12 protein-coding genes are annotated in these 14,471 nt (G+C 51.3%); 1 reads left to right on the top strand and 11 read right to left on the bottom strand.

Going from position 1 to position 14,471, the window contains the following annotated elements:
* Window positions 1-252 precede the first annotated feature (252 nt).
* From BUB16_RS08285 to BUB16_RS08270, 4 genes are all read right to left on the bottom strand, one after another.
* Window positions 253-1,059: a pseudouridine synthase gene (locus BUB16_RS08285; RefSeq protein ID WP_073062122.1), complete on the bottom strand. Its 807-nt coding sequence runs from the start codon at window positions 1,057-1,059 to the stop codon at window positions 253-255.
* Window positions 1,031-1,927 (bottom strand): SMC-Scp complex subunit ScpB, encoded by an 897-nt coding sequence (scpB, locus tag BUB16_RS08280; protein WP_084088137.1) that lies wholly within the window; start codon window positions 1,925-1,927, stop codon window positions 1,031-1,033. The genes BUB16_RS08285 and scpB overlap by 29 nt, the downstream gene beginning before the upstream one ends.
* A 242-nt stretch (window positions 1,928-2,169) precedes the next feature.
* A complete protein-coding gene (locus BUB16_RS08275; protein WP_084088136.1) occupies window positions 2,170-3,141 on the bottom strand; it encodes a succinylglutamate desuccinylase/aspartoacylase domain-containing protein in 972 nt (323 codons plus the stop codon).
* Window positions 3,122-5,080 carry a glutamate-cysteine ligase family protein gene (locus tag BUB16_RS08270; protein ID WP_073062119.1) on the bottom strand — a complete coding sequence of 653 codons (1,959 nt, stop codon included), beginning with the start codon at window positions 5,078-5,080 and terminating at the stop codon, window positions 3,122-3,124. The genes BUB16_RS08275 and BUB16_RS08270 overlap by 20 nt, the downstream gene beginning before the upstream one ends.
* Window positions 5,081-5,295: 215 nt before the next feature.
* Here BUB16_RS08270 and BUB16_RS08265 point away from each other — a divergent pair, with 215 nt between their 5' ends.
* Window positions 5,296-5,697, top strand: coding sequence for a GlcG/HbpS family heme-binding protein (locus BUB16_RS08265; RefSeq protein WP_073062116.1), 402 nt, complete (start codon window positions 5,296-5,298; stop codon window positions 5,695-5,697).
* A 114-nt stretch (window positions 5,698-5,811) separates the two neighbouring features.
* Here the strand turns inward: BUB16_RS08265 and priA are convergent, their stop codons facing one another.
* The 7 genes from priA to BUB16_RS08230 all read right to left on the bottom strand — a co-directional run bounded on the left by priA (window position 5,812) and on the right by BUB16_RS08230 (window position 14,327).
* Window positions 5,812-8,250, bottom strand: a complete 2,439-nt coding sequence (priA, locus tag BUB16_RS08260) for a replication restart helicase PriA (protein ID WP_170864331.1) — start codon at window positions 8,248-8,250, stop codon at window positions 5,812-5,814.
* Window positions 8,251-8,444: 194 nt separating this feature from the next.
* Window positions 8,445-9,446 carry an isocitrate/isopropylmalate dehydrogenase family protein gene (locus BUB16_RS08255; protein WP_073062112.1) on the bottom strand — a complete coding sequence of 334 codons (1,002 nt, stop codon included), beginning with the start codon at window positions 9,444-9,446 and terminating at the stop codon, window positions 8,445-8,447.
* 310 nt (window positions 9,447-9,756) lie between these two features.
* Window positions 9,757-10,743 (bottom strand): zinc-dependent alcohol dehydrogenase family protein, encoded by a 987-nt coding sequence (locus BUB16_RS08250; RefSeq protein ID WP_073062109.1) that lies wholly within the window; start codon window positions 10,741-10,743, stop codon window positions 9,757-9,759.
* Between the two features lie 267 nt (window positions 10,744-11,010).
* Window positions 11,011-11,442, bottom strand: coding sequence for a DoxX family membrane protein (locus BUB16_RS08245; RefSeq protein ID WP_211483131.1), 432 nt, complete (start codon window positions 11,440-11,442; stop codon window positions 11,011-11,013).
* 11 nt (window positions 11,443-11,453) lie between these two features.
* Window positions 11,454-12,593, bottom strand: coding sequence for a PQQ-dependent sugar dehydrogenase (locus tag BUB16_RS08240; RefSeq protein ID WP_073062103.1), 1,140 nt, complete (start codon window positions 12,591-12,593; stop codon window positions 11,454-11,456).
* Between the two features lie 439 nt (window positions 12,594-13,032).
* Window positions 13,033-13,614 (bottom strand): DJ-1/PfpI family protein, encoded by a 582-nt coding sequence (locus BUB16_RS08235; RefSeq protein ID WP_073062099.1) that lies wholly within the window; start codon window positions 13,612-13,614, stop codon window positions 13,033-13,035.
* Between the two features lie 236 nt (window positions 13,615-13,850).
* Window positions 13,851-14,327 carry an NUDIX domain-containing protein gene (locus BUB16_RS08230; protein ID WP_073062383.1) on the bottom strand — a complete coding sequence of 159 codons (477 nt, stop codon included), beginning with the start codon at window positions 14,325-14,327 and terminating at the stop codon, window positions 13,851-13,853.
* Window positions 14,328-14,471: the final 144 nt, after the last annotated feature.

Genomic DNA, 14,471 nt, shown 5'->3' with positions numbered 1-14,471 from the left:
CTGCACCCCTCAAAGCTGTTAGTTATAGCTGTGAGAAGAAAAAAGATGACGAGAAGGATACACTTTGCCATTCGTTATCTTATAGAACGCTTCCAAAACCGGATTTTTGCCAGATGCCGGTCGTTATCGGTCGGCTGAATCCCACATATGTGGGCTAAATGTGCGATTTCAATCTTCCTCAGGCTTGAAGATCTCCGGTTTCTCAAAAGTCTCTTGTGCACAGAATAAATAAAGACAGGTACACAAGCACTACTACTGGTTAAAATCGAGGGGCTGGAGCTTTACCAGTTTGCGAAGGGCGTTGATTTCGTTTTTCCTGAGATATCTCCAGCGTCCCATGCTAACGTTTTCAAGTGTCAGTCCGGCATAGTCTACTCGTTTAAGCTTGGTTACCTCCGTTCCGAAATACTCGACCATACGCCGGACCAGGCGATTGCGTCCCTCAAAGATAGACAGCATAAAGCCGTTGGGGGTACTCACCAGGTTGTGGGCCCGGGCCGGGCCGTCTTCCAGTTCTATGCCTTCGGCAAGCTGTTGCAGCTCATCTTTGCCCAGCTTGCGCTCCGTTTCCACTTCGTAGGTCTTGCGCACCTCGTAGCTGGGGTGCATGAGCCGGTTGGCCAGGTCCCCGTCGTTCGTCAACAGCAGCAGTCCCATGGTATGCCGGTCAAGGCGTCCCACGGGATAGACCCGCTTGCCGGTGGCGTCCTCAATTTTATCCATCACCGTATCGCGATTGCGCGGGTCGTCGGTTGTCGTAATGGTATCTTTGGGCTTGTTGAGCAAAATATAGACGAATTTCTCCAGGCTTAGCTGCTGTCCCTCCACCACCACTTTGTCAGTGCGCTGCACTTTGACGCCCATCTGGGTAACCACCTCATCGTTGACTTCCACCTTCCCCGCCGCGATATAGTCATCGGCTTTTCGCCGGGAGCAAAACCCACAGTGAGCGATATACTTATTCAGGCGTATCTTTTCCTCTTCGCCATAGTTTTGATCAATGGCATGAGGAGCCTCTTTGTTACTCTTTCTACTCCTCTTCTTTCTTCGCTGACTCATGCTCTTTTCCTGTTTGTTCTGAGGGTTCAAATTCTTTTTCATCTACATTTTCGTCCGTATCATGCTGCTCATCTTCTTCATCCCCATCCTCAGCCTCATCCAGCTGCAGCTCTTCAGCGGTATACTCGTCCAGGTCGGGCACCTCATCCTCATCAATATGCTCAACCGCCTCGATAAGCGACAGCGCCGTTTCGGTGGCATCTTCATCCTCTGTTTTTTCCCGGAGCTCTTTGAGTTCGAGCTGCCGGTCGAAGAGGAACTGCCGGTGTTCGGCCATATCATCGTCTTTCAGAATCTCTTCGATCTCGCGTGGCTTGGGGAGCTCTTCTATCGAGTTGATGCCGAAATGCTTTAAAAAATGTTTTGTTGTACGGTAGAGCAGGGGCTTCCCGGGCGCATCCAGACGGCCGGATACCTCGATCAGCACCTTTTCCAGAAGCTGCCGCAGGATGTACCCGGAATCCACCCCGCGAATATCATCCACTTCGGGCTTGGTAACCGGCTGCTTGTAAGCGACAATAGCCAGCGTTTCGATGGCTGATTGCGAGAGCTTTCGGTAGGCGTTTTCGTGCTGAAAGATACTCAGCCAGGGCTCGTATCGTTTTTTGGTTGCAAAAGTATAGCCACCGCCCACAAAATCGATCTGAAAAGCAAGTCCGTTCTCCTCGTACCGCCGATTCAGTTTATCCACAAAAGGTTCGACGGCATCGGTCTCCAGTCCCAGGTTTTCCTCCCCCTTGGCAATGATTTCACAAATTTTCTCTGCCGAAATGGGCTCCGGGCTCGCAAAGATCAGTGATTCTATCACCGACGAGAGCCGCGTACCGTCCACAAATTGATAATCATTCATAATCGTGCTGGTGCTCATAGTTTCCGAATTCCCTGAACCGGTTGGTCAAAGGAGGGTAAAAATAACAAAAAATCAGGCCTTTACCGACTGGTTTCCTTATTGTGTAACGGTTCTTTGTTATTCTGGACTGCTTCTGTAGAGCTATTGGCAAGATTCAATACGGGGGATTTGATTATCAGGAGGGACGTTCAACAATTCAACCTTCATTTCCACAACCGTATCCTCTGCCTCAAACGTTCATACCCAGATTAAAAACCTGGCTAACTTGACTGCATGTCGTCCTGCTCCTTGATGATAAAGAATCCCTCCCGGCCCTGCCGCTGGTACAACGGCATTAAAACATAGCCGTCGCACTGGGCCACAATTCTGCCGTTGCGGTCGGATGCCAGCCACTGTCCCTCCTTTACCGGCTGAAAGTTTTTGTAGCCGGGACGCATTTTAAACTGGTCTCCCTCCTCAATCAGGTGCTGGTAGACCAACTCGGTCCGTACCGGCAAATGGTGAGTTTGTGATTTCAGATGCTTTTGAAAGTCCTCCATCATATCGGGACGGTATTCCCCGGAATCGATACAGCCGACGGCCCGAAGCAGCAGCATGACCGAGGCAATGATGTTCTGCTTCGTCATGCTGTTCTCGTGCTGACCGCCCTCCAGGCCGAAAGAAAACAGCCCGCGCTTTTGATAGTACTTCAGGGCCGTCCCGTGCAGGGAGCGGCCGATACCCAGGACCATCGGCGCATAGATTTCCGAAAGCAGATCGATTTGACCCGGGTCCTGGTCCGGCAGCGTAAACATCGATCCCTCTGCTGAGAACGTATGGATATCGACCATTATCGTGGCAGAAGAATCGTGTTGTATTTCGACCTGATCCAGTATACGCAGCAGCCCTTTTACCTCGACACGCTCCGTTGAGGAGAGGCTCTCCTCCGGGGTAGATCGAATTTTTTTTATGATGGAGGGAAACCATATGCGATTCATATCCTCGTCGATATAACGTACCTTGTGCTTCAGAGCCGTCAGGTTGGCCCGTATCGCCAATACCTCCCCCCGCGCCAAACCGTCCGTTTCTTTAAGAATTCCCAACACCTCTTCTACGGCCTGAACACCAATATACTCATTCCCGTGCATGCCCGTCAGTAATACGACCAGGGGGCCCTCCTGTTGGCCTTTCAACGATCCAATCGTTCGGTTTGACGCAACGTCTGTTTTGTGCTCAGTTATCATCGGATTCATTATCGGAATTACTGTTTGAATGCAATACTTTTAGCAGCCTTGCTGCAATACTCATATAATTATGTTCGGTAATAATACCGACCAGCCTGTTATTTTTCACCACCGGGAGACAGCCGATCTGCTGACTTTCCATAATTTCCATCGCTTCTATAATAGAGGCCTCCGGATGAATCGTTATCGGATTATCAATCATAATCTCTTCAACCGATTCCATCACCTCCTCTCCCTCATTGACGGCCTGGCTATATTCTTTAAACATCATTCGCATGGTTACCAGTCCTACCAGGCGTTTTTTATCATCCTCAACAGGGACGTGCCGGATGCCCTGCCAGTCCATCAGGTTGGCTACAAATTCCAAAATGTCATCCTTTTGTACCGTAAACAGGTCGGTGGTCATGAACTCTTCCACGATGAGACTCGAGGGCTTCCAGTGTTTCAGGTCTTCAGCCCGGGCACGTCCCCATTTGTGAACCGGCTCGCCCTTTTTCTGGTTTTTGATCATGGCCGTTGTGATGGTGGCCAGCGTGTGTTCCTTGGACTCATTTTCTTTCATCAGCCTTGCATAGTTATTGAGCATCCAGTACGAGGGCGTCTGTCCCGAGAATACCCGCCTGTTAATGATATCCAGGTAACCGGTAATGTCATCACTGTCAATGCCCGCCTCCTGCAACCCCTCCCGCGCTATGGGCAGCAGCTCTTCTGTAATCAGATCCACCGCATTAATTCGCTTGTCGCCGAACCATCGAAAATTGGTATCGAGTCCCATCTTGGAAGCGGCCACAAAATTCAGCCGGGCGTCGTCAAAATCCATCCTTTCGGAAACATCCGGGTAATAGTCATCCATCTTGTTCATGAGTCCCAGCCAGAAAGCAGAATTGGCGATCTCATCGGTGACGGTGGGACCCGAAGCCAGTACGCGATTCTCTATCCGAAGGTGTGCTTTGCCGTCGGTGATCCCGTAACAGGGACGGTTCCACCGGTAGACTGTGCCGTTGTGGACCTGCAGCGCATGCAGCGCCGGCGGGGTGCCTTCATCCAGCATCTTCTCCACGTTCTCTTCCACTTCCGAGCTCAACATCACCCGGTGACGGGCGGTATCCTCCTGGTAAATTTCCAGGATGCTTTCCTGCACCCATTCGTTGCCGAAGGTGACCCGGGGGCTGCTTTCACGCAGATGATCCCCCACGGTTCGCGTATCTATGGACTGCTGGAAAAGGGCAATACGGGTTTCATTCCAAAGCCGCTTGCCAAAAAGGATGGGAGAACCCACAGAGCCCGCCAGCACCGGGGCCGTGATCAGCTGGGCAATATTATACCTGGTTACGAACTCCTGCGGCTTTACCTGCAGGTGAACCTGGTAAGCCGTGTTGCAGGCCTCCAGGAGCGGGGAATCGACCTTCATAAGCAGCTCGTCCATTCCCTGTATTCGCAAGTCAAAATCCTCGCTGCGCTGCCTGATGATCGCCTGGCAGAGCGCCCGGTAGCGCTGAAGGGGCGTCATATTCTTGAGATCGATATCCATCTTGCGGATGGTCGGAAGGATCCCCGTCAACAGGATTTCACCCCCCATCTCTTCGGTAACCGCCCGTACCTGGTCAACCTTCTGCTGCAGGTTTTCCTCCATCTGCGAGAGGCAGTCCCCCGTAAATTCAAGCGGCTCTAAATTTATTTCGAGATTAAATTTGGCGAATTCGGTGGTAAACCCTTCCGCACCCTTGCTTTTCAGCTTGTCCAGGATCTCCATCGAACGCGGCCAGGCTTTTGCCTGCTGGTCGACCAGGCAAAGCTCCTGCTCGGCCCCGATACGGATTGGATCAGTCTCGAACCAGCCATCCTCCTCCAGCATGCGATCCAATGCCCGCAGGTCTCTCAATACATATTTCATAAAGCGCTGCACTTCTTCCTGATTGTCAGCCAGCTTTACTTTGAACTCACCCATAGGCACCTCGTGCTATAAAATGATATCTTTTTGAACTGTAATAATCGAATTTATTCCATAGATTGCAAGTAATTATAACGAATGCTGCGGGGACTATTGTGTATGTATGCAATGAAGAATCCGTATAAGCCTGTATCCGGGAAACGAATTCCTATTGAGAATCATTTTCCTATTGAACGGACACTCTAAATTTCATTTCTATACCTATAATTTCTATGGACATTACTCTACAACAAGCTGAAAAAGCTATTGCAGCATCTAAAAAGAAAGCGGATGAACTGGATCTGAAGATGAATATTGCCATCGTAGATGGAGGCGCTAACCTTAAAGCCTTTGTACGACAAGACGGGGCATGGCTGGGATCTATTGACATAGCTGTTAAAAAAGCGAAGACAGCCCGCTATTTCGATATGAATACAGGGGAAATAGGAAAATTATCCCAGCCCGGCGGTGCCCTTTACAATATCGAACATTCCAATGACGGGTTAATTTCTTTTCCCGGCGGAATACCCATAGAAAACAAAGAGGGCTATATTATAGGGGCCATAGGCGTATCGGGAAGCACGGTTGACAACGATCATACAGTGGCACAAGCCGGGGTAGAGGCGCTAAAATAAAATAATCCGGATCATTTCATCACAGTTGGGCTGTGTGATAAACCGCGGACAAGTAATGCAAGATTAATCACTTTAGAATTTAATTCATACCTCCTCACGAATAATTCGGGTTCATCACTCCAGCGCGTCTACATTTACGTTGATGCGCACGCTGCTGGCTCCCCGGGGTTTGTGCTTCTCATATCGTTCGAACGTCCGGTCCAGAAGCTGTTCGATGGCCCCGGCGCCGTTGTCCGGCTTTATTTTAACCAAACTCTCCCAGCGGTAATAGTTTTGCATCCGGCTGATCGGCGCGGGTGAGGGACCCAGTACCGGATCGGGATGACCGATCGTTTCCATCAGGCTTTCGGTATAAGCCATGGCCACACGACGCACCCTTCCCTCTTTTTTTCCTTTGAAGACAAACCGGATGATGCGGGAGTAGGGCGGGTACTGCAGCATTTTCCGCTGGGCCAGCTCCTGGTGGGCAAATTCGTTAAACTGGTGCTTTTGTGCCGCCTGGATGGCCGGGTGATCGGGCTGCCAGGTCTGAAAATAAACCTTCCCCTCTTTACCGGCCCTCCCCGAGCGACCCGCCACCTGGCTGAGCAGCTGAAACATCCGTTCGCCCGACCGGAAGGAAGGAAAGGCCAGCTCGGTATCGGCATCAATCACACCGACCACCGTCACATCGGGAAAGTCAAGCCCCTTGCCGACAATCTGGGTCCCCACTAAAATATCGGCTTCCTTGCGCTCAAAGGTTTTCAGGATATCGGCGTGGGCATTTTTACCGGAAGTGGTATCGAAGTCCATTCGCAACGTCCGCGCTTCCGTAAACAGCTCAGCGATCTGTTCCTCAAGCTGCTGGGTGCCGCTCCCTTTCGGATGCACGGCCTCCTGTCCGCACTCCTTGCACCGACGGGGCTGGCGCTCTGAGTAGCCGCAGTAATGACACCGCAGCTGTTTTTTGGATTTATGAAAGGTCAGGCTCACCGAACAATTTGGACATTCCGGGATCTCCCCGCACTCCCCGCACTGCAGGTAGAAGGAAAAGCCCCGCCGGTTGTAAAGCAGGATCGCCTGCTCCTCCCGCTCCAGGGCCGCTTCTATGGCCTGGAACAGCGGCACTGCAATAGGACCGCGCATCGCAGACCGGTACTGTTTAAGATCCAGTACTTCCACCTCGGGCAGGGTAGCCTCAAAGGGGCGCTCCCTCAGCGTGAGCATGGTGTTTTTCCCCTTTTTAGCTCCCTGCAGGGAGACCATACTGGGTGTCGCCGAACCCATAACCACGACCGCATCGTTAATATGCGCCCGCATGATCGCCGCGTCGCGGCCGTGATAGCGGGGGGCGGGATCTTTCTGCTTGTAAGAGGCATCGTGTTCTTCGTCAACAACAATCAGTCCCAGGTTCCGGACCGGCGCAAAGACGGCGGAGCGCGCCCCGATGGCAATCCGTTTTTCTCCCTGCTGGAGCGCTCGCCAGGCGTCGTAGCGCTCCCGGTTGGTCAGGCGGCTGTGAAGCACCGCTATGTCATCCCCGAATATCATATAGAACCGCTTGACAATCTGCGGCGTGAGCCCGATCTCCGGGACCAGCACCAGTCCCCCTCTCCCCTGCTCCAGGGCTTTCTTCAGCGCATGGATATACACTTCCGTCTTCCCGCTTCCGGTCACGCCATAAAGCAGGAACGAGGCATAGTTCCGGGATTCCAGAGCGGTGTGAATCTGCTCAAAGGCTTCTTCCTGCTCTTCATTCAGCGTTTTTAACCGGGTGGGATCATGTTCGTGTCTCAGGCTCAGGTTATTGGACTCTACCTCCTCGGCCCGTATCAATCCCTCGTCGGCAATACGGTTGAGCGTATAGTACTCCAGCAACTCGCAGGGCGTTAAATTCCGCTGAAATTCCGGCAAATCAAGCTCTGTAAGCAGCTTCAGCGCGCGGACCCATTTGTAATTTTTATCCGCTTTTTCATGCTCCTCTACCAGTTTTTTCGCTTTATCCCGGGCGTTTTCATCCCTCCACCGCCACATGTTTTCGGTCCGCGCCTCCATCTTCACCGCCGGCTCTTCCCAGATCTCCAGTAATTTTTGTCCCACCAGCCGCCCGACGAGCTCGTCATTCCAGCGCTTATGAGCCTCTTTCTGGGAATAGGATCCATGCTTTTGAATTTCTTTGACAATCTCAGACTCCCGGTCGTCCAGATGCTCCGGGACAGGTCCGCCGGCCGCCCTGAGCTTCTTCTCGGAATGGAAGCTGAGTCCGGCCGGCAGTGCCGCCTGAATGGCTTCTCCCCACCCGCAATAATAAAACCTGTGGATCCAGCGGCTCAGTTCAAGCAGCTCTGTTGAGAGTACCGGGGTATCATCAAGTATCTTTACGACGGGACGAGTGTCGAAATCGGGCACCTGGTTATGGATATTAACAATAAATCCAATCGCCTTGTGCTTCCGGAGCGGGACCCAGGCCCGTTTTCCCACCTCCGCTTCCGAGCGCGCCTCCTCACCGGACAGCATATAGGTAAAGGGCTGGCGCACAGCAGTCGAAAAAACGATGTCAGCGTAAGCAGGCAAGTCGGGCGGCTCTGATTAATTTAATGTTCAGTGATTGAGCGAAAGCATATCCATTATATGAACTTGAATCAATATTGAATTCAAAAAAAAGTCACCCCCGGAACAGATCACGGATTTGGCGGAGAGGTATCCGTCGCATTACGGAATAGCGCGCCCTTAAAAGTGAATAATTATTACGTTAAACTACTCTTTGTCTAACCAAGGTTTTTACACACCGCTTCGGTAAAAGACGTCGTCGATCCGCTGCCCCCGATATCGGGGGTACAGACCTTCTTGTCTGCCAGTGCCGCATAAACAGCCTGCCTGATTTTGTCAGCGGTCCCCTGCTCTTCGAGATAGTCGAGCAGCATCAGCGAGGAGAGCAGGAAAGCAATGGGATTGGCTTTATTCTGTCCTGCAATATCGGGAGCGGAACCGTGTACCGCTTCAAATATTGCGGCATCATCCCCGATATTGGCCGCCCCCGTAAGACCGAGTCCCCCTACCAGGCCGGAGGCAAGATCCGAAAGGATATCCCCAAAAAGGTTCGTCGTCACAATAAGGTCGTAGTTGTTCGGGTACATGACCATCTGCATGGCCATATTATCGACAATAAGATCCTCGTATTCAATATCCGGGTACTCTTCCGCGAGCTCCGCCCCGACTTCCATAAATAAGCCGCTGGTATATTTCAGGATATTGGCTTTGTGCACCAGCGTTATTTTTTTTCGGCCGTTCTCGCGGGCGTAGTCAAAAGCCGCCCGGATCAGCCGCTCGCTGGCCTCCCTGGTTACAACGGCAATACTCTCGGCATGTTTGTCCTTCGCAACCCATTTTTCTTTACCGATATACAATCCCTCGGTATTTTCCCGGAACATCACCAGGTCGATATCCGCATAACGGCTTTCGATGTGGGGGAGTGATTTGGCGGGACGAATATTGCTGTATAGCTTAAATCTTTTGCGAAGCTCTACATTCACGGAACGAAATCCGGAACCAACCGGCGTGGTTAACGGCCCCTTCAGCGCCACACGATGCTTTTCGATAGCCTCCAGCGTCTCCTCCGGCAGGGGATTGCCCAGCTCCTCATATGCCGTGAGTCCCGCCGAACAGCGTATCCAGTTAACGGGAGCGCCCGCCTCCTGGAAAATGGTTGTTACAGAATCTGTAATTTCCGGCCCGATACCGTCGCCGGGTATGAGTACAACATCGTGCATATGAACAGTTTTTTAAATTATACAAATTAGAGAAGTGTTGTGCTGCTATAACCCATAAAAATACAAATAATAACCCTCGATATCAGGAACCGTTAAAAATTTAACGGATGGTTTATAAGATTCGTTATTACCCCCAACCAAACCGAGAAATTGGTTAGGGCCTGCGAAATAACCCTGGTTAAAAAATTCGTGTTTATCATTTACTGTGCCTCCTGAAGGTAGGTATGAATATTTCAATCTGACGTACTCTGCAGTTAAACCTGAATAAAACCTCATCCCCTACGGCCTAAGAGGGAACCTTTAAAAGCAATTAGCCGATCTCCAAAACAGCTGATCCGTTAAAATTTCCCTCCCGCAAATCATCAAGCGCTTTATTGGCCTCCCTGAGCGCATACGTTTCAACCCTGGACTCTACCGGGATGCGGGGCGCCAGCTGCATGAAATCCACGCCATCCTGCCGGGTGAGGTTGGCCACCGACTCCACGGACCGCTCCCCCCACAGGTCCCGATACGGGAAGCCCGGAATATCACTCATATGGATGCCCGCACATACCACTTTGCCCCCCTTCTTGATCGCTTTCAGGGACTGGGGGACGAGCTTGCCGACCGGAGCGAAAATAATGGCCGCATCCAATTGCCGGGGCGGCAGGGTTTCGGAACCGCCGGCCCAGGCGGCCCCCAGAGAGCGCGCAAACTGCTGCCCTTTCTTATCCCCCGGACGTGTAAAGGCATACACCTCCCTGTTTTGATACAGCGCTACCTGGGTGAGAATATGGGCAGCCGATCCGAACCCGTAAAATCCGAGCGTTTGTGCGTCCCCGGTCTTCCTCAGCGAACGGTACCCGATAAGACCCGCGCACAGCAGCGGGGCTGCCTGTACGGCAGGGTAGTCGTCCGGTACAGGAAAGCAAAAACGAACGTTGGCCGTCGCATACTCCGCGAATCCGCCGTTCATATCGTAGCCGGTAAACCGGGCGCGGTCACACAGGTTTTCCCGGCCGGACCGGCAAAACTCGCATTCACCGCAGGTATGGCCGAGCCATGGGACGCCCACTTTGTCGCCCACCTTGTAATTAGTGACATTACGCCCTGTTTCTCTAACCGTACCCACAATCTGGTGTCCCAGTACCAGCGGCAGTTTCGGATCATCGAGGTCCCCGTCTATAACATGCAGGTCGGTGCGGCATATGCCGCAGCTCTGCACGTTGAGTAACAGCTCTTCTTCATTTGGTTCCGGAACCGGCAGATCCCGCAGTTGAAGCGGTTCCCCGGCGCGATCCATGACCATAGCTTTCATAATAAAATAACGTAAGTCAAATTGCGTTTATTTGCGGTTTGTACAAGCAGAAGGCTACCTCACATTCCCTAACATACTCCATGCCGTATACCATTCAAGAGGCGTAAAAACACAACAGCCATGGAGTCTGTCAGGCTTGGAGGACCGTGAAGAAGACCACTTTATTTTACTCAGTGGAACTGATTTCTTGATATTTCTTGTGTTTTCACGGCACAGTGTTGACAATAAAAAAAATAAAAATATCGACCAGACCCTCCGGGAAAACGCTTAATAACGGCGGCGGCGTTTTTCGAGCTTTTTATCGAGATTATACTTGCCCGACCCGATAAACAACAGGCTGAAAAAGACGATCGCTAATTCTATGCTGTGGGAATAGAGCGTAAAAGGATCGCCCGCTCCGATATGAGTGGCGGTGGCAACCAGCATTACCACCAGCAGAAAGAGAACGCTTGGGATAAAAAATAATCCCAGCAGTAAAAACAAGCCGCCAAAAAATTCAGCGATACCCGCCATAAAGCCGAAAAACATGGGGGCGGCACTGATCCCGATACTTTGCAAAGAAGATCCGACTTCGGACCACATTTCGGGACCGCCAAAAACTTTCGGGTAGCCGTGCAGCATAAACATGATGCCCAGGCCGATCCTTAGCAATAACAGTCCGATATTGCGTATTTGTCTTCTTCGCTGGCTTCTTAGCATATACAGATTAATTATGGATTATAAGTAACGCGATAAATAACACCTCTGTGATCATCTGAAATAAGAACCGAACCATCTGAGAGCTGCAACAGGTCCACAGGACGTCCCCATACGGCATCGTTTTCCTGTAACCAGCCCTCTGCAAACGACTCGTACGATCCGGCCTTGTCACCGTTAAGCGAGACCCGCGTTATACGATACCCGACTTTTTCACTTCTGTTCCAACTTCCGTGCTCGGCAATTAAAATATCATGCTGATATTCCTCCGGGAAAAGGTCGCCGGTATAAAATATCATACCCAGCGGGGCTACGTGCGGGCCCAGTTCCCGGGCGGGCGGCCGAAATGTTTGTCCGCTGTCTTTTCCCTGTTCCCCAAACTCAGGATCCCAAATACCCGACCCGTGTTTGTAGGGATAACCAAAATGCTGCCCCTTTTCAGTAAGATGATTCAACTCGCATGGCGGCTGATTGTCGCCCATCCAGTCGCGGCCGTTATCGGTAAACCAAAGTTCCCCGGTTTCGGGGTGCCAGTCGAACCCTACCGAATTGCGTACCCCGTGCGCTATAATCTCGCGATTCGACCCGTCGGCACTCATCTTGGTTATGCTGGCGTACATTTCCTTATCAGAGTCACAGATATTACACGGTGCTCCCACCGGAACGTAAAGTTTGCCGTCGGGGCCAAAAGCAATAAATTTCCAGCCGTGATGCCCCTCGGAAGGATACGAATCGCTCACGACTACCGGCTCCGGGGGGTCTTCGAGCCGCTCATCAATATCATCATACCGGAGAATCCGGCTTACCGCTCCCACATACAGCGAGCCCCCGCGATAAGCCACCCCGCTGGGTAACCGGAGATCCTCGTCAATGGTATAAACCGTATCGGCTTGAAAGTCGTTATCATGATCAGCTATAGCGTATATTTTGCCGGCATCCCGGCTGCCCGCATACACCATGCCGCCGTTGCTGAGAACCATTTGTCGAACATCCGGTACATCAGAAGCATAGATTTCCACCGAAAATCCTTCGGGAAGAGAAAGGTTGTCAATTACCTGCTGAGCACAGCCATCGAATGAAGTGCATCCGAAAAAAAAGATAAAAGAGGCAAGCCCCAAAAAAGAAATGCTATGCGGTTTAACCGTTATTTCCATTAATCACCCCACTATGATCAAGAAGATACTATATCTAACCCGGATTTCTCATCAAAAATTTGTTCTTCAGCAAGGCGAAGATAAAGCAGCGAAGACGTACTTGGCCCGCTACGCTGACACGTTATTTTCCCTTTAACGCAGCTGATGGACAACGTTCGCAGTATGTTACACATTGTAATGATTTATAGACCTCAAAAATCAACATAAGTTTATCTGTATCAGAAAGTTACAACATTATACCATAAATTTTTATGAGAAATACGGGCTGACCACCCCACAACTACTTAGCAAGATAATAGTCTCTGCCGCTTGCCGTTGGAGGGAGCAATGTATCTTTTGCTGAAACCTTTGTCAATTTATATATAATATTAAGGAGTAGCGGACCTCCTTTCATCCCTCCTTCGACAAGGGTACCCGGCCGAGTGCTTTGAAATCCGGGCTAATGAGAAATTTTCGTCCCCAGCACCTCAAGAAAAGCAGCCAGCCATTTGGGATGACCCGGCCATGCCGGGGAGGTTACAAGATTACCGTCAACCACCACCTCGGTAGCGGCCACATCTCTATAATCAGCTCCCGCAGCCTCCATTTCTGGCCCGCATGCCGGATAGGCGGTGAGTGTTTTGCCCCTGACCGCGTCGGCCGCGGAGAGTAGTTGCAATCCGTGGCAGAGCGCCGCAATGGGCTTGTCCGCCTCTACAAAGTGGGTAATCATCTCGATGACGCCTTCCTCGCGCCGCAAATATTCGGGAGCACGTCCCCCTGACAACACCAGTCCGTCGTAGTCTTCGGGGTTGATCTCCTCAAAGGTAGCATTCAGCGTAAAATTATGCCCGGGCTTTTCACTATAGGTCTGGTCACCTTCAAAATCGTGAATAGCTGTCTTTACCGAGTCGCCATCCTTTTTACCGGGACAAACGGCATGGACGGTGTGTCCCACCATCTGGAGCGCCTGGAAAGGCACCATAATTTCATAATCTTCGCCAAAGTCCCCAACAATCATCAAAAGTTTTTTAGCAGCCATAATCTAACAATGTGTATGTTATGTTGATCTTAATTTTATAGAGTGCTAACGCACTTACCGGTCGGATACCTATTCTCACCACTGTAACTAACGAACGCCCCCTCAAGTTGTTCTGTTAAATTTAGCCTATATGATACGTGTCAACTGCGGGAGATGACGGGAATATTTTTTCTCGACAGCCTCCTTTGCCTGGACTCCGGATTCATTGACATCTACCCACTACAACCATAACTATCTCATTCCCGTTCTGTGCGGCTGCAAACATCAATCACTCGACTGATAAACGCACGTTGTGAAGGAAGAATTTTTTTTCGGGCTTCAAACGGGTTAAAGTACTCGATGCGATCCATTTCGGGAAAGGATTCGAACTGGCCCGAGTCCGGCGGCCACTCCATCTCGAACCAGAAGGGTTCAAAAGTAAACCCCTCCGGCAAGTCATATTCGACGGCCCACATTTGAATGGATTCGCCGGTCTCTTCTTCGGTTACGGATCCCAATTCCAGATAATTGCCGTCGGGAATGAAGCCGAAAACCTCTTCAAGCTCTTGCCGTGCCCGGTCCAACGGATTTTCCCCGGCCCTAACCCTGCCTGTGGGAATAATCCATCCCCCCTCGTCTTTGTCCTGCCACATCGGACTGCCGGGATGGGTGAGCAAAAGTTGCAAATGCGGTTTTCGGCGGAAGAGTAATATGCCTGCGCTTGTTCGGGACATTCTTGTTAGCTGGTTAAGGTTAAGAGTGAGGGTGAAGTGTGCATGGTTAACGAGGCGCTCAATCGTGCTTGCCGGCTGCCCCTGCTGCATATCAGCGCTTGTGTAATTTGCCAGCCGGAGCACGAGCCATCCCGGAAGCAGCAC

Source organism: Fodinibius roseus (assembly GCF_900129315.1).
In the GTDB taxonomy this organism is placed as follows: domain Bacteria; phylum Bacteroidota; class Rhodothermia; order Balneolales; family Balneolaceae; genus Fodinibius; species Fodinibius roseus.
The sequence above is the reverse complement of the archived record's forward strand: the minus strand, read 5'-3'. Positions and strand labels throughout refer to the sequence as shown.